The sequence below is a fragment of the Echinicola strongylocentroti genome (assembly GCF_003260975.1).
GTDB lineage: Bacteria > Bacteroidota > Bacteroidia > Cytophagales > Cyclobacteriaceae > Echinicola > Echinicola strongylocentroti.
In genome coordinates, this window is record NZ_CP030041.1 from 1,670,270 (window position 1) to 1,689,335 (window position 19,066).

A 19,066-nucleotide genomic window follows, 5' to 3' on the forward strand; every position below is an offset into this window, starting at 1 on the left:
TATGAAATCGTTAGAGGTTATAGGGTTTAAAAGAGCAAATCTCGACAGTGCTAGCTTGACGGAAATCCGTGAAGAAGGAAATGTACCTTGCGTGGTTTACGGACCTGGGATCAAAGAGCAAATCCATTTCTACGCTCCTGCTATCCTGTTCAGACCATTGCTTTACACTCCAGAAGTACATATGGTAGAGCTTAACATCGAAGGCTTCAAAGTAAAAACCATCCTTCGTGAAACTCAATTTCACCCAGTTAGTGATGTACTTCTTCACGCAGACTTCTTGGCCTATAGTGACAAGAAACCTATCAAAATGGACATCCCTGTGGACATCAAAGGTTCTGCACCTGGTATCCTAAAAGGTGGTAAGCTGGAAATGAAAACCAGAACACTTACTGTTAAAGGCCTTGCTAAAGACCTACCGGATAGCATCCCTGTTTTTATTGACAATCTTGAGCTTGGCAAATCTGTAAAAGTTCACGAAGTAAAAGCAGAAGGTTATGAAATCCTGACCAACCCAAGTGTATCTATTGCCACTATCGGTATCCCAAGAGCACTTAGAGGTAAGAAAACCACAGAGGAAGAGGAAGAAGTATAAGCCAACTCTTCTTTTAAAGAATAGATATTCAATCCTGCCATCGCTTTGTGTTGGCAGGATTTTTATTTTAGCTTTACTGATAGCCAAAACATATCATGAAATACCTCATCGTCGGACTGGGAAATATCGGCCCAGAATATGAACTTACTAGGCATAATATTGGATTTCTGACATTGGACAGGCTTGCAGACCAAGAAAATGCCCAATGGAAAAGCAACCGCCTTGCCTTTACCTCAGAGGTTAAATTCAAGGGAAGAACCCTTCACCTCATCAAACCAACCACTTATATGAACCTTAGTGGCAAAGCGATAAACTACTGGATGAAAGAGCTGAAAGTCCCCAAAGAAAACACACTGGTGATCGTCGATGACGTAGCCCTCCCCTTCGGGAAACTCCGACTAAGGGCAAAAGGATCCTCTGCTGGCCATAATGGGTTAAAAAACATCGAAGCCATGACAGGTGGCCAAAATTACCCCAGGCTACGTTTTGGTATCGGAGATGATTTCCCAAAAGGAAAGCAAATAGACTATGTACTGGGCAACTGGAGCCAACAGGAAATCAACGAGCTCCCCCTATTTATGGACAGATCGATAGAAATCATCAAAGGATTCTGCACCATCGGTATCAACATGACCATGAGCCAGTTCAATGATTAAACCGGGTTCTAAGACGTTGAGAAAGTAACGTTAAGTAAGCTAACTTATCTGACAACCACATTAGGTACAATAGGGAAAGTGTCCAAAATCATTCCCTTCAGGCTGGCTAAAAGCCTAGCTCAACATCTCCCTCTAACCATACAAAAAAAGCCTCCAGAAGTTAGATGGGGTATGCATTGCCTATTTATTTTGCGATACAGGTTCTGGCATGATAAAAAACCACGTGCTGGACACTTTCTAACATTACAACCTAAAACCGGAATATGCATTAGCCTATCTGTTGCGACCTGAAACTGCTTCAAAATCAGCCGTTTCACTTTAGTTTTCGGCATAACCGTAGCGGTGCTACGCTAATGCCGCCAAACTAACTGATTTTCTTGCAATTTCAGCTCTCACTACGATTCCTAATGCATAATCCGGGTTAAAACCTTCTAACTCTCCCCAAACCATGAAAAGCATCAACCTAGGCCTACAAATCGTGCCAAAAAGCAGCTCACTAGACACCTATAGCTTGGTGGACAAGGCCATCGAAGTCATTAGTAACTCAGGCGTGAAATACGAGGTAACTCCATTCGAAACGGTCATGGAAGGACCAGAAGAGCAGCTTATGGAAATTGCTAAAAACGCCCAGCAAGCGGTATTAGACGCAGGAGCTGATGAGGTATTGGTATATTACCGGCTTCAAATACGCAACTCAGGCGATGTCACCATGGGCGAAAAGACAGATAAGCATCGCCAATAACCCACACAGCAACAACCTGAGTTGCATTCACAAAGCATCTTCGTACAGTATTTACAACACGAACAGCGAGGAAATTTGGCAAAACAACCCTGTATCCAAAGAAAACATCACCCCTCTCAATTGTCACTACGTTCGTATGACAGATTGGTAATCGTTTTTATTATCGGGCTCAGGTTAACAGGGTTGGTACCCAAAGGCCCTCATTTCTTCTACCCTTCACTTTTTCTGAATGGGGAATCATACTCTTTCATGGTATATTCTACTTATCACAAGTAGATTTTTCTATTTATTACAAACAATTATTTAAATCAATCAATTTTGCGTACATCTGCGTATGCAAGTGTTGCTCCATGGCACTATACTTGTTTACAAATCACCTAAATAGAACACGAAGAACATTCCATGCACAATTATACCTGGCCAGGTAGTTGGATCACGGAGGCTTAACAGCCCTCACTTCATTATTCTAATCAAAAGACATTAATCGCTTCTAAATCATGAAGAAATTTACTATTATATTTCTACTGGGATTGGTATGCACATATCAATTTGCAGTGGGACAGATAAAGTCAGTCCACTACGATGTGGTGCGTAATCAAATCAATGAAGGGAACCCGCTCCCTTCGGAGGAAATCTTTTATATCAAAGGCATCATACCCGATGGCATATCCTATATAGAAGGCAAGGTATATCCTTCTTCCAAAAACCTAGACAAAGCAGAGACATACACTTGGAAACAACCTTTTAGTTTTGAGGTCAACCAATACGAAATCCTGGTCTCTGACCCTTTGAGAAGCAGTGACAAGTACACCATCGAACTCTATTATTACCAGAAGGCTGACGAAAAGCAAATGGAAGCACTCAAGTCATCCATAAACCATAATATTGAAGCTTATCTCAAAGCCAACATGGAGATTTCGAAAGGGAAAATCCATTCATACAACAGCGACAAAGTCATCATGGCACAGCTCAACAAAATCGTTGAAGATGGCATCCAAAACTACAGTCATTTTATTCATCAGGATTTTAGCGGATTCAGCGACATCATAAAACAAAAACTGGAGCAACGCGATGAAATCAAGCTCAAAAAGGCCCGTTTCAACATTCTCGGGAGAAAAAAGGAAAATGTAGACAATGAGCGGGCAGTATATGCTTTTCAATACATTGATGAACTTATCTCTACTGTGCAAAACGAAGCCGACCAATACTTGGCCGACAATATGTTTGCACTTGTCGACATCAGAAAGCTTCAATCTTACCCTACCATCAAAAAGCCTTCTAGCATCCCTTTAAATTTCGGCTATGGTGGCTTTGCCATGAAACGCTCCTTTGCCAGCACCGAATATTTTAATGGCATGTACGCAGGCATTTCTGTACCGCTGGGAAATAAAGCCTTTACTAAATTCCTTGGAAACGCTTCATTTTCGGCAGGGGTGTTCCTTGAAAACTTTGAATCCAAAAATGGAACCAAGCTATCAGGACCGCTCGTGAACTTACCGATCTATGCTGGATTGGGATACAAGATATTCCGAGTTTTCCGCTTCAACGCTGGACTAGTAGCCATCTCCACCGAAAACGCAGGAGAAACCATTGATAAATTCAACCTACAGCCTTATGCAGGCTTTAGCTTAGAGTTTAACATCTGGTTGGGACTGAACAACAAATAATCTGAAGCCACTATGAAACGAATTATATTAGTACTGTTTATCCTCTTGGCAGGCCATTTCGCTCATGCCCAGCAGGTAAACTATAACTGGCGTATAGGGGTCAGCGGTGGCTTTACCAACTACTACGGCGACCTTAGCCCCTATCCTGTAGAGGGTATTGGTGACTTTTCCAATGCCCTGAAACTCTTCACCTATAACAAGAACTACTCGGAAGATCTTTCGGGCCAGATATCTCTGGAAAGAAGACTTACTCCTACCACTGGAATCAAGGTACATTATGGCCAGTATCACTTTGGTATGAGCGACCGTTTTATGACACCCAGTGGAAAATTACTGGAAGACATGCCTCATTTTGATAGAGCCCTGAATTTCCGTAACTCCATGGAGGATGTGGGGATTTCTTTGGTCCTTAAAGCGGACAATGGCAAATTCCTGTCAGAAAAATCATTTATCGCGCCCTACCTTACCTTGGGTGGTGGATGGATGTGGTACGATGTAAAAGGAGACCTTCTCGATGCTGATGGCAACACATACAATTACAGTGCTTCCCCGGTAATGCTGGACGGAACTTACGAGACTGTTCTCTCTACTGTAGAAACTGAAGCCAAAGGCAAATACGAAACCCAGGGGCTATATGCATCCCTCGGGATAGGGTTCAGAATAAGACTGGGTAATAAACTGGAGCTATTTGCACAAAGCACCTTTAACCACACCTTCACTGATTACCTAGACGATGTCAGTGGCCTCTATAAGCAGGATTATCCTAGTGAATTCGAGGCCTATGCGGCCAAACCGGGAACAAATACCGTAAATACAGAAACTCCCTATCGAGGCAGCAAGCACAAAAACAAGGACTGGTTTATCTATCACGGTGCTGGCATAAAGTTCAGTTTTGGATCTGCCAAAAGTCATTTCAGGGCACCTCAAGTGACTTCATCTTACAATACAACTCCACCGGTAGCCATTGCTAAAACTACACCAAAACAAATCGTAGACGAGGAGGAATCTCCCACCCTCCCAATAGAGGGCAAAAAAGCCAAAGACTATTACGGGCCTTCAGTGGTCAATAATTACTATTTCCTTAATGGAGGAATACCTCCTTACTGGAACCAATTAAAGCGACAAGTAGCCACATTGTCCATAGATCTTGAGATGATGGACCAACAATTGTCACTAGACAGCATACGCAATAAAAAGGCAATTATTGATAAAAACCTCAGAAAATTCAAGTTGGATTCTGCCCAAATCCAATCCGACAGCACCTTGACCGAGGTAGACAAGCTAAAGGCATTAAAGGAATTGGAGTACTTCCAAAACTTAGATATGACAAAAAAGGAAAGTCTTGAAAACCAAGCTACCGCTATCCAGCAAAAAATCAACGATCTGGAACAACAAAGAGAAAGCATTGGAATGGGCGCTGCCAGTGATTCTCTAGCTTACCAGGATCACTTATCATCATTGGCTTACCAAAGAGGCTTAATGACCGAGGGAGGGAACCCCTACTCCATGATGTCGCCGTATGTGCAGTCTGACAGTACCAATTCACCCCCCTCTGCACCAACTGCCCAAGAAGCTTATATTCCTATGGCTTCCACTCGTATAGCAGAACCGGAAGAAATAGAGGAGGAGGAAATAGAGGGAAACGTCGTCACTACCACCGCCTCTGAGCCCCAGTATGTATATATCCAGCCAGGAGAAGAGATACAAGGCACCACCACTATACAAACGTCTGTACCTGTTGCTGATTACCAAGAGGAAAAGCAAAAAAGTAGCTGGATCCCCATTCCCATTATCTTTGGGGGGAATAAAAACAAGAACACAAAAGCAAAAACAAACGAAGAAGATATGGTCAGCACTTCTACAGAATTGACCGACCCTTCAACACCGTGGTATGAAAACATCACAGAAGAGGAATATAAAAAATATTATTTACCGGGAGCGATACTAGGATTGACCACTGCTGGTGTCTTCATTGGCGCTGACAGTCCAGAAGCCACTATTCTTGGAAAATCGGTCAATAACTCTCCCGCTATCACCGCTCTTCCCCAAGAAGCAAGCAGTCGTGTGGACACCGTTTATATCAAAGGAAAGAATACCACCAAACTGCTTTCCTCAAGGACAGAGATATACTTTGAACTAAACAAAAAAACAGTCAGTGACTCTGAAAAAAGAAAACTGAAAAGTTATGTTGACTTTCTTAACACAAAACCAGAAAGCAAAATCAACCTAGAAGGATTTGCCGATAATACGGGCAATATCAGTTATAACCTCCAACTGATCAAAGAACGTACCGAGGCAGTTAAAAATGTTTTGGTCAAGGAGTTTGATATTCCCCCCAGTAGGGTAAAAACCAATATAGGGGGGCAGATTTTACGGAACCCCATCAAAAAAGAACCTAATCAATCTGATAGGAGAGTAGAAGTGTCGCTTATTTTCGAATAAGCAGTTAGTGGTTGACCGGAGCCTTAATTATAGAGGCTCCGGTTTTTTTTTTAGATTGCTCCAAAAGGCTGTACTTCCCTGATTAGTGTTGACCGGATTAATATTAGTTTTCATTGTCAATTATTGTAACCGCTAGTCATTTACTAAAATCCTATTGTGTTTCTCTTTGCTCCAAAATAACCCCACCTAACCTCCCCTAAAAGGGGAGGATTGTCTCAATACAATGTACAGGCTTCTTTTCTCTTTCTTCTTGGCTCTCATATCTCAAGACTCACATCTAGCTAATTGAGACGGACTGCCATCAAACTCCTTATCAATACCCATACTTTTTGCCCCACAACCGTTGAAGGTTTTTACGAAGGTCATTTTCCCTTGCATTTTTACCGGGTTCATAGAGCTTTTTACCCTTCAGCTTATCCGGCATAAACTCCTCCTCCACAAAACTCCCCGGATAATCATGGGCGTATTTATACCCCTTGCCATAGTTCAGGTCTTTCATCAGCTTGGTTGGCGCATTACGTAGGTGAATGGGAACCGGAAGATCTCCTTCTTGACGTACAATGGCTTGAGCTTCATTGATGGCCATATAGCTGGCATTGCTTTTGGCCGAACTGGCCAAGTAAGTCACACACTGTGAAAGTATAATCCTCGCCTCGGGATAGCCGATGATCTTCACCGCATCAAAACACTGCGTCGCCAATAAAAGGGCATTTGGATTGGCATTCCCGATATCTTCCGAAGCCAGTATCACCAGCCTTCTGGCTATAAACTTCACATCTTCGCCTCCCTCAATCATCCGCGCCAACCAGTATACCGCCGCATTGGGATCAGATCCTCTGATGGACTTGATAAAAGCCGAAATAATATCATAGTGCTGCTCGCCAGATTTGTCATACATCGCCACCTTCTGCTGAGCTATCTCCGTTACTTTTTCATTGGTAATGACGATGGGGTCATCTGGAATGGCATTTACTACTATCTCAAATAGGTTCAGTAATTTCCTGCCGTCACCTCCCGACAAGCGCAACAGTGCCTCAGACTCCTTCAAGTCTATATTTTTAGTTTTTATCAGCACATCATTTTCCATGGCCTGACGGACCATGGCCTCCAGCCCTTCTTTTTCCAAATGGTTTAGTGTAAATACCTGACATCGGGAAAGCAATGCGGCATTGACCTCAAAGGAAGGGTTTTCGGTAGTCGCCCCGATCAAGCGAATATGCCCTTTTTCCACAGCCCCCAAAAGTGCATCTTGCTGGCCTTTGTTAAAACGGTGGATCTCGTCGATGAACAAAACTACTCCTTGCTGGAAGCGGGCTTTTTCGATCACTTGACGAATGTCCTTCACGCCTGAGCTGATGGCACTAAGGGTATAAAAAGGAGCCTTCACCTCATTGGCAATGATATTGGCAATGGTGGTCTTCCCTACACCCGGAGGTCCCCAGAGAATCAGCGAGGGCACTGTACCTGACCTGATGGCCCGGTACAAAAATGTCCCTTCTTTGCTCAAATGCTCCTGGCCTATCAATTCTTCCAGCTTTACCGGCCTCATCCGCTCTGCTAATGGCTCTTGACTCATGTATTGATTATTGGATTATTTAGTTATTGGTTGTTTCTATTAATGTCCATCGTCAACCGTCGACAGTCAACGGCATTCAACTTCATGCCTTATAGCTTCGCTTTCATCATTTGTAGATGATCATCGGTAAAGTCCAAGTGCGTCACAAATCGCACCATATCTTCACCAAACGAAACCGCTTTTATGCCCATACCATCAAGCCTGACCAGCATCTCTTTTGGGCTGATCCCCTCTAGCCTGACAATGACAATATTCGTCGGCACTGGAAACACCTCCGCCACATGGGGCTGAGTACTCAAGAGGTTGGCCACTGCTTTGGCACGTCGGTGATCATCCACCAAGCGGCCCAAGTGATGCTCTAAGGCATAAATTCCCGCTGCAGCCATAAATCCAACTTGCCTCATTCCTCCCCCATCGATTTCCGGATCCTTCTGGCATGATGAATCGTTTCCTTATCACCGATCAGCACAGACCCGACAGGGCTGCCCAGCCCCTTGCTCAGGCAAACAGATATCGTATCAAAAACATTTCCCCAATCTTCAGCTTTTTCCCCAGTGGCCACAAGCGCATTAAAAATTCGCGCACCATCCAGGTGCAGCTTTAGCTGATGTGCTTGGCAAACCTGCTGGATCGCTTTTACTTCCTCAAGGGTATATACACTGCCTCCCCCTTGTTCATGGTGTTTTCTAGGGAAACCAATGTCGTCATGGGCGCATGCACATCGTCCGGCTGGACAGCTTTCTCAATCGCCTCTGATGACAACTTACCGTATTCTCCATCCAACAGCCGCACGGAGGCCATGGCATTGGCCATGATGCCACCGCCTTCATAAAGGTAAATATGCGAGTCCTTGTGACAGATGACTTCCTTATGCTGTCCAGCGTGCAGCTTTATCGCAATTTGATTGGACATCGTGCCTGATGGACAAAACATGGCAGCTTCCATTCCAAACATATCCGACATTCTTTTTTCTAAAAGCCGTACTGTGGGATCTTCTCCTAGCACATCATCCCCTACTTCGGCTGCCCACATTGCTTCCAACATTCCTTTGGTGGGCTTGGTCACTGTATCGCTTCTAAGGTCTATGATCATGGCTATTTCCTGATGATTTTAGCGGCTTCGATTGGCCTGTCCGTGGCCAGGATGTCAGCTCCGTTGTTTACAAATTCCGTATAGAGATGGTCTCCTCTTGCAGCGGCCCTTTGGTCCAAATTGCCCAAAGTACCTAAGATGGTGCACACTCCTTGTTGGTGGAGTTGTTCATTAAAATCAGGGCTCCTTTCGGATACTCCTGTAAAAGCAATAATGTTCTCCTTCGGAATACCTGTTTCCAAAAACCTGTCCCACTCTGCTTTATTTCTCAAGGTCACGGACAGCATCAGCTCCGAATCCATGCTATACAGTTTTTTGGCTGCTGCCAAGCTGTACGTAATCAGCACGACATGGGCTTCCGAAGTAGTCGCTTCAATTTCTTCAAGCACCATTTTATAAGGCTCATTGGACTTGATATCCAAGGTGAGCACGGCTTTCCCTTTTGCCCACTCCAAGACCTCCCTAAGTGTAGGCACGTTAAATTCCGTGGCCTTTCCTGATGCATCTTCCAAATGGAAGGTTGCGAGCTTATCATAGGTCAACTCCCCAACCTTCCCCGTACCTGAAGTCGTTCTATCGACCGTATTGTCATGCATCATGACCAGCACAGAGTCCTTGGTCATCGAAATATCACATTCAATAAGTGCAGGGGTATGCTGCAATACATACTCAAAGGTCTCAATGGCATTTTCAGGATAGCCGGGATAACTTCCTCCACGATGGGCACTGACCATGGGAGACCAATTGGTATCTTTGGTAAAAAATGCCTTGGTCGCCGACACGTCTTCAAAAGAAAGATAATGACCCTCGGAATGGCTTTCTGCTGTAGAAGAAGGTGCTCCGCAACCAATGGTAAAGGTCACGAGCAAGAGGTAGGCTACTGCCAATATTATTTTTTGCATGGTTTACTCTTCAGAAGATGGATGTTTTGAATCTTTAAATCTCAGGCCTAGAGCGCCTCCCTTGGCTTTTTTCAGTACCTCCTCCATTCCACTCAGTTCAATACTCAGGGCTTTGGTGGACAGGTTGATCTCCCAAAGGGAAATTCCCAAAGAAATCAGCAGGGCCAGCATGCTCATCATAAAAGTAACATTGGCCGCAGTATCAAATTTTCTATAGATCAAAAACATGCACACCACACATATCAAAAAACTGATCACTCCAAAAATCTGCATGTATTTGATCATGATCATCCGTTTGCGGAGATTATGAAGCTGTCCAAGCAGCTGCATGTCATCAGGATGTTCCCGATAGCGTTCATTAAGCCCCCTGATCAAGTTGGCCATTGCCAAAAAACGGTTGGTATACGCCAACATCAGTAAGGTAATGGCTGAAAATAACAGCGCGGGGGTCGAGAGTTCAAGTTCCATTTACAAGCTGATTCTATTGGACTACCTAAATTCAGCAATTTTGCAGGATAATAAAAACCCCGCCAAAAAAATTGACGGGGTTTGTCACATATTTCACTTTCTCTCTTGAGAATTTTATGTTTTTATAGTGGGAAAAGCCCAAAAAGCAATCGCTTCTTAGACCACTTCTCCAATGACGACAAGGTTTTCCAAAGTAGGTGCTTTGCTACCTCCCTTAGGCTCGATGGTTATAGCAAAGGCTCCGGCACTTGCGGCTGCCTCCATCTGCTGTAAGGTCAGTGTTTCTCCTGGCTTCACGATACCAATCCCTACCGGACCATCGTCACCGATTGCCCAAAGCTGGTAATCTTGGTCCTCATCCAATGAAGCCAATTGGTTCACTGAAACGAACACATTTTGTGATCCTTTATCCCAGAAGACATCCACTCTTGCTTCCTTCTGCAATTCCAATGACTCTCCTAGCATTGGCACGCGCTCATAATCACCTGACAGCAAGGTCTCAAATTGGTGATCCAGCTCATTGTAGCGTGCTTGGTTGACATCCAGTTCCTGTGACAGGACATTTCGTTCTTCCAGCAGGGCAGTGAACCGCTCTTCCACATCATAGTACTGCACAGCAAAGTAAACGGCTGTCAAGATAGCCAAAAAGGCCACAATGGAAGACGCGACGGCAAATTGCTTCCAAGGCTGCAACAACACTTGTTTTGCAGCAGGGCGGTGGGCAGCTACCGGTTCTTCCTTTTCCTCCACATCAGCTAATTCCTCTTCCAGAGTGTCGAAGATTTTCCCCTTCACTTCTTCAGATGGCTTCACTCCTCCTTTATCATCAAAAGCAAACATGGCGTCCTGGATCTCGTCCAGTTCCCTTTTGATCTCAGGATGTTTTTTGGAAAGCGCAATAACCTCCTGACGCTCTCTGTCACTGAGTTCTCCCAGAACAAAAAGCTCCAACTTACCTGACGCTATGTAAGACTGAATATCCACTAAATTTGATTAATATTCTTTTTCAATACTCCTAAGGCCGCACGAATCCTGGATTTCACTGTTCCCAGTGGAATTTCAAATTCTTCAGAAATCTCGGAATGGGTGTAGCCTTTAAAATAAATACATTCAACCACGAATCGTTGCTCCTCATTTAATGCTGTAATGAGTTCCTTTACGCCGATTCCATCAACTGCCTCTGCAGTCCCCGACGCTCCTTCCAATCCATATACGTAGTTGTCTATCGTATTGGTCTTACTACCCTTAGAAAATTCTTTGGAGCGGGTCTTGTCAATGGCTGCATTCCTGCAGACATTGGCCATCCAGGTGTAGAGCCTTCCTTTGGACTCATCATAACTATCGATTCGCCGGATGATTTTGACAAAAGCATCATGAAAGACTTCCTCAGCGATGTCGTGGTCGTTGATTACACGGGATATAACGGCAAATAAGGCCCTGGAATATTTTTCGTACAAATAGTCCACAGTCTGCTTTTCCTTAGCTCGTAATCCTGTTATGAGTTGGTCTTCTTGCAAAAGTTGCCGAGGTTATTAAATGTAATTTGTTTCTTAAAAAAAGAAACACGAGACAGCTAACCGTCTCGTGTCCTAATATTAGGATAAGTTTACCAATTTTACAAATGAATTACCTCATCATATGCGGCTGCCGCTGCTTCCATTACCGCTTCTGACATGGTAGGATGTGGGTGTACTGTCTTGATCAATTCATGACCAGTAGTCTCTAACTTCCTGACTGCTACGATTTCAGCAATTAATTCTGTCACATTTGCACCAATCATATGTGCCCCCAACAACTCTCCATATTTGGCATCAAAAATTAATTTCACAAAACCATCAGATGCCCCCGCAGCTTTGGCTTTTCCGGATGCCGAGAAAGGGAACTTACCCACTTTCAGTTCGTAACCTGCCTCTTTGGCTTTTTCTTCCGTATAACCAACGGAAGCAATCTCTGGCACACAGTAGGTACAGCCAGGGATATTGTTATAGTCCAATGGCTCGGGGTTATGGCCCGCTATCTTCTCCACGCAGATAATCCCTTCAGCAGAAGCCACGTGAGCCAATGCCGGTCCAGGGATCACATCACCTATGGCATAATAGCCCGGCATATTGGTTTTGTAGAATTCATCCACTTTGATGCGGCCCTTGTCTACGACGATCCCTACATCTTCCAGTCCACAGTTTTCTACATTGGCTACTACACCTGCTGCGGAAAGCACCACGTCACAATCGATCGTCTCTTCCCCTTTTTTGGTCTTAACGGTCACCTTACAGCCAGAGCCTTTGGTATCCACGTCAGTCACCTCAGTGCTGGTCATGATATTCATGCCGGCTTTTTTGTACATTCTTTCCAGTGCTTTGGAAACTTCCGCATCCTCATTGGGGACGATACGATCCATAAACTCCACGACGGTCACTTCTGTACCAATGGCAGCATAGAAATACGCAAACTCCACTCCTATGGCTCCTGAACCTACCACAACCATCTTCTTTGGCTGCTTCTCCAAGGTCATCGCCTTGCGGTAGCCTATGACCTTCTTGTCATCGATCTTGATGGCAGGAAGTTCCCTGGATCTTGCACCAGTGGCTATAATGATATTATCGGCGCTATACGTGGTTTTCTTACCGTCCTTATCTTCCACCTCGACCTTCTTGCCCGGCTTTACTTTGCCCCAGCCAAGGAGCTGCTCTATCTTATTTTTCTTGAGAAGAAACTGAATACCCTTGCTCATTCCGTCGGCCACTCCCCTGCTTCGCTCCACCATTCCGCCAAAATCAGCTTTTGGGTCTTTTACGGTGATACCGTAATCCTTCGCATGGTTGATATATTCAAAAACCTGCGCACTTTTCAACAAGGCTTTGGTAGGGATACATCCCCAGTTCAAACAAATACCACCCAATTCGGCGGCTTCTACAACAGCAGTTTTCAGGCCAAGCTGGGATGCGCGGATTGCCGCTACATATCCTCCCGGTCCACTACCTACTACAATAACATCAAATTTTGTTGAAGACATATGTGTATGTGTTTTTAAAATAGCTATTTTAACCTTCGCAAATTTAAACTATTTAAGCACAGAAAAAAATTTGGTTTCCATTATCCTGACCACCACGGGCGGAATTTCGGCACAGCACGGGACAGTGGAGCCTGCTTATCAAAAACCGAATAGAATCACCTGTCAACGGAGCCAATTGGCCCAATGTGCTTTATTTGGTCTGAGCCTGTCAAATCTTTCAAATATAAAATCAGCGTAAATCTTATTGATCTGCGTCATCGGCCTGCTATCAGCACCAGCCTCCCCCCAATTTTTCCGTTTGCTTCGTAGTCTATCCAATCCTAGAAGCTCGAACATTTAGACCAGCTATTCATAATGCCATGACATTTCCATCACTTGCTTTATGGCTTCCTATTCGCTGATCAGTAAGTCCTGGATTTGTTTTTGGGAAATTATCCCTATTTTTGATCCTTCTAATCGAACTAACTATACAATTTCAATATGGGATTATTAACTGGAAAAACCGCCCTCATAACCGGGGCATCCAAAGGTATCGGAAGGGCTATTGCGCTGAAGTATGCCCAAGAAGGTGCCAATGTAGCATTCACTTTTTTGTCCAGCGTGGATAAAGGACAGGCTTTGGAGAGAGAACTGGCTGCTTTTGGCATTCAGGCCAAAGGGTTTCGATCTGATGCGTCCGACTTCAAAGCTGCCGAAGAGCTGGTCAGTGAGGTGGTCAAGGAATTTGGCGCACTGGACATCCTGATCAATAACGCCGGAGTCACCCGAGACAACCTGTTGATGCGTATGAACGAAGAAGCTTGGGACGATGTCATCAACATCAACCTCAAATCCTGCTTCAACACCGTGAAAGCTGCCACCAGAACCTTGATGAAGCAAAAAGCAGGCTCCATCATCAACATCACCTCTGTGGTCGGCATCAAAGGAAACGCAGGACAAGCCAATTATGCCGCTTCCAAGGCAGGCATCATCGGCTTCACTAAATCAGTAGCCCTAGAACTTGGCTCCAGAGGCATCCGCAGCAATGCAGTAGCTCCGGGCTTTATCGAAACGGAAATGACCGAAGTACTGGACGAAAAAACCGTTCAGGGCTGGAGAGATGCCATCCCCATGAAGCGTGGCGGCCAACCAGAAGAAGTGGCCAATACCTGCGTCTTCTTGGGATCCGACATGAGCTCGTATATCTCCGGACAGGTCCTGCAGGTGGACGGTGCCATGCTGACGTAAATAATTGAAAGATTAAAATATTGGAAAATCAAAAGCCTCTTTAATCTGCTTAGGGCAGATCAGGGAGGCTTTTTTTTTGAGCCATGGACGTTTCCCCATACTAAACACCATATGCCATGTACTTGGTAATTTTGTCTCATGTCTCACATCTCCCATCTATTTGTTCTCGCAAGATAATATGAAAGTGCCAACAGACCGAGGTTATCGAGGTTGTGCAGGGTCTCTGCCCCTGCACTAACCAAACTTTGAGTCTCTGACTCAATTCTTTAACCCCTTGGATCGCCCCAAGTCAATACGATAAAACTCATATACATCTTCAACCAACCCGGTTTATGTATCTAAGCCTCCCTTTTTTTGATTGACTTTGGCTGCGGAAACCTGATCATCTTGGTGGATTTCATCCTTTTCCTTTTTTCCCCCGAAAGCCTTCGGGGCAGGCTATTGATGAAAAAAGAAAGAAAAAATATAGAACCCATATTCCCAGATTCAAACTAACTAAACGGCATTGAAACCGGGTTTAACTGCTCCGGCTTGTCGATATACAAACTGCCTTTAGATACATACCAATTTTCAATCTCTTTCTCCTCTTTAACCAGAAAATCAATACCGATTAGTTAGTCCATAGTTGGTCTCAGTGGTTCTGTATGATTTTCAGTGGGGATACCAAAACCCAAGCAGCCAGCGACTTGCCCCCCTTCCCAGCTTGTGAACTTTGTAACCTTTAAACAGCTGGTAACGTATATCAAAATGATATCACTTTAAAATCAAAATAAAATGGAAAAAACAATTAAACCCATTTCCGGCTATCTGATGGTATTGGTAGGGCTGCTGCTTATAATTGTCATCGCCACATCCATAGGTATTGGCAATGCCATCCTCGCAGTATTCATCAGTTTACTGTTCATGTTTGTGATACCCGGTTTTTTTATCGTCGAGCCCAACAAAGCCGTAGTCCTACTTCTTTTTGGTGCCTACAAAGGATCTGTTAAGTCCAATGGCTTCTTCTGGGTCAATCCTTTCATGAGCCAGCGAAAGATTTCCTTGCGTGTCCGGAACTTCGAAAACAAGCCCATGAAAGTCAATGATAAAATCGGCAACCCTGTCATGATCGGTACTATTGTGGTATGGAAAGTAGAGGATTCTTACAAAGCCTTTTTCGATGTGGACAACTATGAAAACTTCGTCCACCTCCAAGCGGATGCTGCAGTAAGAAAAATGGCCGGATTATACCCGTATGACAATTTTGAAGACGAGAATGCCGAAATCACCCTGCGCTCGGGCGTGGAAGATGTCAATCAATCACTCGAGGAAGAAATCAGCGAGCGACTGGAGCACGCTGGCATCAAGGTGATCGAGGCCCGTATCAGTCACTTGGCCTATGCCTCGGAAATCGCCAGTGCCATGCTCCAAAGACAGCAGGCCACGGCCATTGTCGCAGCCAGAAGGCGGATCGTGGACGGTGCCGTGGGCATGGTAGAAATGGCCTTGGAAGATTTAAAGATCAAGGAAATCATTGAATTTGACGACGAGAAGAAGGCCGCCATGGTCAGTAACCTGATGGTGGTGCTCTGCTCCGACAAAAGTGCCAGCCCTGTCCTCAATGTAGGAACCTTGCACCAATAATAGAACAGTAACATGCCAAACAAAAAAGCTTTTGCCCTAAGGATAGACGAGAAAATGATGAAGGCGGTAGAAAAATGGGCGGCCGATGAATTTAGGAGCACCAATGGTCAGCTGGAGTACCTGATCCATGATGCCTTAAAAAAAGCAGGCAGGCTTCCCAAAGCCGATAAAAATAAAAAAGAGGCCGAATAACCCGGCCTCTTTTTCTATTCTTTCTTCTCTTCCAGTTGAGGATCAAATAACAATTCATCGTTTTGGAAATCATACAGCGTCAACTGCCTCAGCTCGTAATACGCCTGCCAGTATTCCTGCAGGGACTGGATATAACTTCTTCTATTGGAGTCTTTCTCTTGCTGGGCGATATTAAGGTTGGTGATGTCCACCTTTCCACTAAGGTACCGCTGTCGCGATATCTCGTAACGCTTGGCAGCTACTTCATCAGCCTTATCACTGATCAAGATCCTGCTCCTCAATTGCTGAAAATTCTTGACCCTAGTGAAAACCTCTTGCTCAAAATTGATCACTTCCTGATCAATCGTGTAGTTCACCAACTCCTGATTGGCCCTAGCACGTCCCATTCTGGCTTTATTTCGTCCCCAGTCCAGTACTGGCACACTTACCCCCAAACTTACGACCGCCTGCTGGTCGGGATTCTCATACACTCCTCCCCATGTCTGAGCAGCATTATTATAGCCATATCGGGCATTGAGATTCATATTAAACCGCTGTCCTTTTGCCCTGGCCACTTCAGCTTCAGCCTCCAATCGCTGGATCTGAAAGCTTACTGCATCCGAACTGTTTTCAAAAGCCAAATTAATCGCCTTGTCCACATCTACTGCGAAATCAGGGATTTCATCCGGCAGTACTAGATCAAACTGGGTGTTTTCATTTAAACCAATATAAGACCTCAACGCAAGGGCCGAAGACTCTAGAGACAACTGCGCAGAGGTCAAATCCTGATCAGCTTGGAGTACCTGTAGTTCCACTTGGAGCAATTGGTCCTCTGTCGTCGTACCAATATTGTAACGACCTTTCTCTATCTTATAGATCGCTTCGGTATTGGTTTTATTCTGCATCGCAATATCATGGCCTACTTGGGCGACCAGATAATTAAAGAACAACTGTGTAGCCCTTTGGCTGATCTGTTCCATTTCTTCCACGTAGCTTTTCTTACTTTCTTCATACCTCAATGGTTCGATTTTCTTGTCCCATTTCAGCTGGTTAAAGGCGAATATTGGCTGATAAAGTTGGATATTGACCGGCACCCCTTGCCATTGGGTCCTTTGGTCCGGATTATCGGTGAGATAATTATCAAAACGGGTAGCGGAAGTATTGATAGAAACTTCACCCCCTGTCAAGGCGATGGATTGCTCCAGTCCTAGCCCAACATCCACCGTGCTTTGTTCGAGCGGTAAGTATTCAATGGAACCGTCATTTTGCTCCACCCCTCTTACCTCCTGCGAATAACTAGGCAATTCACCATTTAACCTCAACTGCGGATTATAATTAGACCTGTAAAACCGGTATTGCCAGTAACTATTCTGTCGCTGGGTCTCCGCCCTTAATGCGGCAGGTGATACTGACTTTGCCCTGGCAATAATATCCTGTAAGGTATATTTGATTCGCTCTTGCCCATTCACTTGTAACGGGACATTTAACAATAAACTGAAAATAAAAACGAAGAATGTGATTTGCTTATTCATGTCTTAAAGAAGTTATCGGGTCTTGGCTCGCGGCTCTTTTGGCCGGAGCTATTCCAAAAATTAATCCTACGGTAGCGGCCACACTAAAGGAAACCAAAATAGAAGGTATGGTAATAATGGTCGGGAAATCTCCAAACTGGGAAACCAAACTCGCCAAAACAATCCCTAATATCACCCCAATGATCCCTCCGGAGACACTGATCATCATGGCTTCAAAAAGGAACTGATGAATGATATCCGTTTTTTGTGCCCCCAGCGCCAATCTAAGGCCTATTTCCTTGATCCGTTCCATTACCGAGGCCAGCATAATATTCATAATGCCTATCCCTCCGACAAGCAATGAAATCCCCGCAATGGCCCCCAATACTATATTAAAGATGTTTTGGGTACGTTGCTGCTGTTTCAGGAGCAATTCTGGAATGGTAATCTCAAAATCAATGACATTATAGTGTTTTCGCTCCAACAACCTGGAAAGCACTTCTGCAGTGGGATTCAGCCTACTGCTTTCTTTCACCTGCACGACCAATTTATCTATTTGATGGTAATTGGTCTTTTTATTGGAGGTATTTTGCTGCACCTCTCCATTGATAATAACGATGCCCTGTCTGCCCGAAACCAAACTCCCAGAGGTGATCATATCGCGGTTTTTATACCTCACCAACATTGTCTGCATTGGCACGTACACATCCATATTGAAATCCCTGATCCCCAACTTGGCGATACTTTGATCAGATACAATTCGTTCCTCCAAAATACCGATTACCCGCATCCACTGGTTGCCGCATTTGATGCGTTTTCCGATGGCATTTTCCTTACTGAAAAACTTAGTTTGTACTCCCCTACCAATGATGCATACGGGGTCACCATTGGTAAGATTGTTTTCCGTAAACATACTGCCTTCACGCAGTTTAAAATTGGTCACTTTAAAATATTCAGGAGTGACCCCTACCAACTTAGCTGATCGTCTTATGCCACTTTTCACAATATGGGTATCCATAATCACCTCTGGACTTATCCGCTGGATACCGGGGATTACTTCTTGGATCGCTTCCACGTCCAACATACGAAGCCCTGGACTAAACTTGTTTTTTTCCGCCCCAGGGCCGGAACCAGCTCCATCCTGCACGTCCTCTTCTACCTGCTCGACCACAGGTTCTACAATGATATTATTCACCCCTACTAGCTTTATCTGCTCCAGAATTTCCTGCTGGGCACCGTTTCCGATTGCCATCATGGCAATAACGGCGGCCACCCCAAAAATAATCCCTAGAGCCGTCAACAGTGACCTGAGCCTATTGGCCATCACTGCTTCTAGTGCGCTATAAAAATTAGACAAAAGTCTTGGTCCAAACATAGGTGGAAA

16 protein-coding genes and 1 pseudogene are annotated in these 19,066 nt (G+C 44.6%); 8 read left to right on the forward strand and 9 right to left on the reverse strand.

All coding sequences use genetic code 11. The features are described 5' to 3' along the window. The first annotated feature begins 1 nt into the window (after window position 1). The 5 genes from DN752_RS06140 to DN752_RS06160 all read left to right on the forward strand — a co-directional run bounded on the left by DN752_RS06140 (window position 2) and on the right by DN752_RS06160 (window position 6,099). The gene (locus DN752_RS06140) at window positions 2–592 is read left to right on the forward strand and encodes a 50S ribosomal protein L25/general stress protein Ctc (protein WP_112783131.1); all 591 of its coding nucleotides are present in this window, start codon (window positions 2–4) and stop codon (window positions 590–592) included. 95 nt (window positions 593–687) lie between these two features. Continuing rightward, window positions 688–1,248, forward strand: coding sequence for an aminoacyl-tRNA hydrolase (gene pth / locus DN752_RS06145; protein WP_112783132.1), 561 nt, complete (start codon window positions 688–690; stop codon window positions 1,246–1,248). Window positions 1,249–1,696: 448 nt separating this feature from the next. After that, a complete protein-coding gene (locus tag DN752_RS06150) occupies window positions 1,697–1,990 on the forward strand; it encodes a thiamine-binding protein (RefSeq protein ID WP_112783133.1) in 294 nt (97 codons plus the stop codon). A gap of 497 nt (window positions 1,991–2,487) precedes the next feature. After that, window positions 2,488–3,657 carry a hypothetical protein gene (locus DN752_RS06155; protein ID WP_112783134.1) on the forward strand — a complete coding sequence of 390 codons (1,170 nt, stop codon included), beginning with the start codon at window positions 2,488–2,490 and terminating at the stop codon, window positions 3,655–3,657. 12 nt (window positions 3,658–3,669) lie between these two features. Continuing rightward, window positions 3,670–6,099 (forward strand): OmpA family protein, encoded by a 2,430-nt coding sequence (locus tag DN752_RS06160; RefSeq protein ID WP_112783135.1) that lies wholly within the window; start codon window positions 3,670–3,672, stop codon window positions 6,097–6,099. Window positions 6,100–6,412: 313 nt separating this feature from the next. Here the strand turns inward: DN752_RS06160 and DN752_RS06165 are convergent, their stop codons facing one another. The 7 genes and pseudogenes from DN752_RS06165 to lpdA form a co-directional block, all read right to left on the reverse strand. Next, a complete protein-coding gene (locus tag DN752_RS06165; protein ID WP_112783136.1) occupies window positions 6,413–7,675 on the reverse strand; it encodes a replication-associated recombination protein A in 1,263 nt (420 codons plus the stop codon). Between the two features lie 89 nt (window positions 7,676–7,764). Continuing rightward, window positions 7,765–8,767 (reverse strand): annotated as a pseudogene (locus DN752_RS06170) (threonine aldolase family protein). 2 nt (window positions 8,768–8,769) lie between these two features. Beyond that, a complete protein-coding gene (locus DN752_RS06175; RefSeq protein ID WP_112783137.1) occupies window positions 8,770–9,669 on the reverse strand; it encodes a glycerophosphodiester phosphodiesterase family protein in 900 nt (299 codons plus the stop codon). A gap of 3 nt (window positions 9,670–9,672) precedes the next feature. Further along, entirely contained in the window at window positions 9,673–10,137 is a 465-nt protein-coding gene (locus DN752_RS06180; RefSeq protein ID WP_112783138.1) for a DUF2721 domain-containing protein, read from the reverse strand. A 156-nt stretch (window positions 10,138–10,293) separates the two neighbouring features. Then, window positions 10,294–11,121: an anti-sigma factor gene (locus tag DN752_RS06185; RefSeq protein ID WP_112783139.1), complete on the reverse strand. Its 828-nt coding sequence runs from the start codon at window positions 11,119–11,121 to the stop codon at window positions 10,294–10,296. Further along, window positions 11,121–11,654 (reverse strand): RNA polymerase sigma factor, encoded by a 534-nt coding sequence (locus DN752_RS06190; RefSeq protein ID WP_112783140.1) that lies wholly within the window; start codon window positions 11,652–11,654, stop codon window positions 11,121–11,123. The genes DN752_RS06185 and DN752_RS06190 overlap by 1 nt, the downstream gene beginning before the upstream one ends. A 98-nt stretch (window positions 11,655–11,752) precedes the next feature. Beyond that, a complete protein-coding gene (lpdA, locus tag DN752_RS06195; RefSeq protein WP_112783141.1) occupies window positions 11,753–13,150 on the reverse strand; it encodes a dihydrolipoyl dehydrogenase in 1,398 nt (465 codons plus the stop codon). A gap of 480 nt (window positions 13,151–13,630) precedes the next feature. Here lpdA and fabG point away from each other — a divergent pair, with 480 nt between their 5' ends. The 3 genes from fabG to DN752_RS06210 all read left to right on the forward strand — a co-directional run bounded on the left by fabG (window position 13,631) and on the right by DN752_RS06210 (window position 16,192). Then, entirely contained in the window at window positions 13,631–14,377 is a 747-nt protein-coding gene (gene fabG / locus DN752_RS06200) for a 3-oxoacyl-[acyl-carrier-protein] reductase (protein WP_112783142.1), read from the forward strand. A gap of 774 nt (window positions 14,378–15,151) precedes the next feature. Further along, window positions 15,152–16,000, forward strand: a complete 849-nt coding sequence (locus DN752_RS06205; RefSeq protein ID WP_112783143.1) for an SPFH domain-containing protein — start codon at window positions 15,152–15,154, stop codon at window positions 15,998–16,000. Window positions 16,001–16,012: 12 nt separating this feature from the next. Further along, on the forward strand, window positions 16,013–16,192 hold the full coding sequence (locus DN752_RS06210; RefSeq protein WP_112783144.1) for an Arc family DNA binding domain-containing protein: 180 nt from the start codon (window positions 16,013–16,015) through the stop codon (window positions 16,190–16,192). 14 nt (window positions 16,193–16,206) lie between these two features. Here DN752_RS06210 and DN752_RS06215 read toward each other — a convergent pair whose 3' ends face one another. Together DN752_RS06215 and DN752_RS06220 are read right to left on the reverse strand one after the other, a co-directional pair. Beyond that, entirely contained in the window at window positions 16,207–17,703 is a 1,497-nt protein-coding gene (locus DN752_RS06215) for a TolC family protein (protein WP_112783145.1), read from the reverse strand. Continuing rightward, window positions 17,696–19,057: an ABC transporter permease gene (locus tag DN752_RS06220; protein WP_112783146.1), complete on the reverse strand. Its 1,362-nt coding sequence runs from the start codon at window positions 19,055–19,057 to the stop codon at window positions 17,696–17,698. Before DN752_RS06220 ends, DN752_RS06215 begins: the two co-directional genes overlap by 8 nt. Window positions 19,058–19,066: the final 9 nt, after the last annotated feature.

Bases quoted from the DNA above. Each gene is read 5' to 3' on its own strand.
- DN752_RS06140 (WP_112783131.1), top strand. From the start codon at position 2: ATGAAATCGTTAGAGGTTATAGGGTTTAAAAGAGCAAATCTCGACAGT.
- pth (WP_112783132.1), top strand. From the start codon at position 688: ATGAAATACCTCATCGTCGGACTGGGAAATATCGGCCCAGAATATGAA.
- DN752_RS06150 (WP_112783133.1), top strand. From the start codon at position 1,697: ATGAAAAGCATCAACCTAGGCCTACAAATCGTGCCAAAAAGCAGCTCA.
- DN752_RS06155 (WP_112783134.1), top strand. From the start codon at position 2,488: ATGAAGAAATTTACTATTATATTTCTACTGGGATTGGTATGCACATAT.
- DN752_RS06160 (WP_112783135.1), top strand. From the start codon at position 3,670: ATGAAACGAATTATATTAGTACTGTTTATCCTCTTGGCAGGCCATTTC.
- DN752_RS06165 (WP_112783136.1), bottom strand. From the start codon at position 7,675: ATGAGTCAAGAGCCATTAGCAGAGCGGATGAGGCCGGTAAAGCTGGAA.
- DN752_RS06175 (WP_112783137.1), bottom strand. From the start codon at position 9,669: ATGCAAAAAATAATATTGGCAGTAGCCTACCTCTTGCTCGTGACCTTT.
- DN752_RS06180 (WP_112783138.1), bottom strand. From the start codon at position 10,137: ATGGAACTTGAACTCTCGACCCCCGCGCTGTTATTTTCAGCCATTACC.
- lpdA (WP_112783141.1), bottom strand. From the start codon at position 13,150: ATGTCTTCAACAAAATTTGATGTTATTGTAGTAGGTAGTGGACCGGGA.
- fabG (WP_112783142.1), top strand. From the start codon at position 13,631: ATGGGATTATTAACTGGAAAAACCGCCCTCATAACCGGGGCATCCAAA.
- DN752_RS06205 (WP_112783143.1), top strand. From the start codon at position 15,152: ATGGAAAAAACAATTAAACCCATTTCCGGCTATCTGATGGTATTGGTA.
- DN752_RS06210 (WP_112783144.1), top strand. From the start codon at position 16,013: ATGCCAAACAAAAAAGCTTTTGCCCTAAGGATAGACGAGAAAATGATG.
- DN752_RS06215 (WP_112783145.1), bottom strand. From the start codon at position 17,703: ATGAATAAGCAAATCACATTCTTCGTTTTTATTTTCAGTTTATTGTTA.
- DN752_RS06220 (WP_112783146.1), bottom strand. From the start codon at position 19,057: ATGTTTGGACCAAGACTTTTGTCTAATTTTTATAGCGCACTAGAAGCA.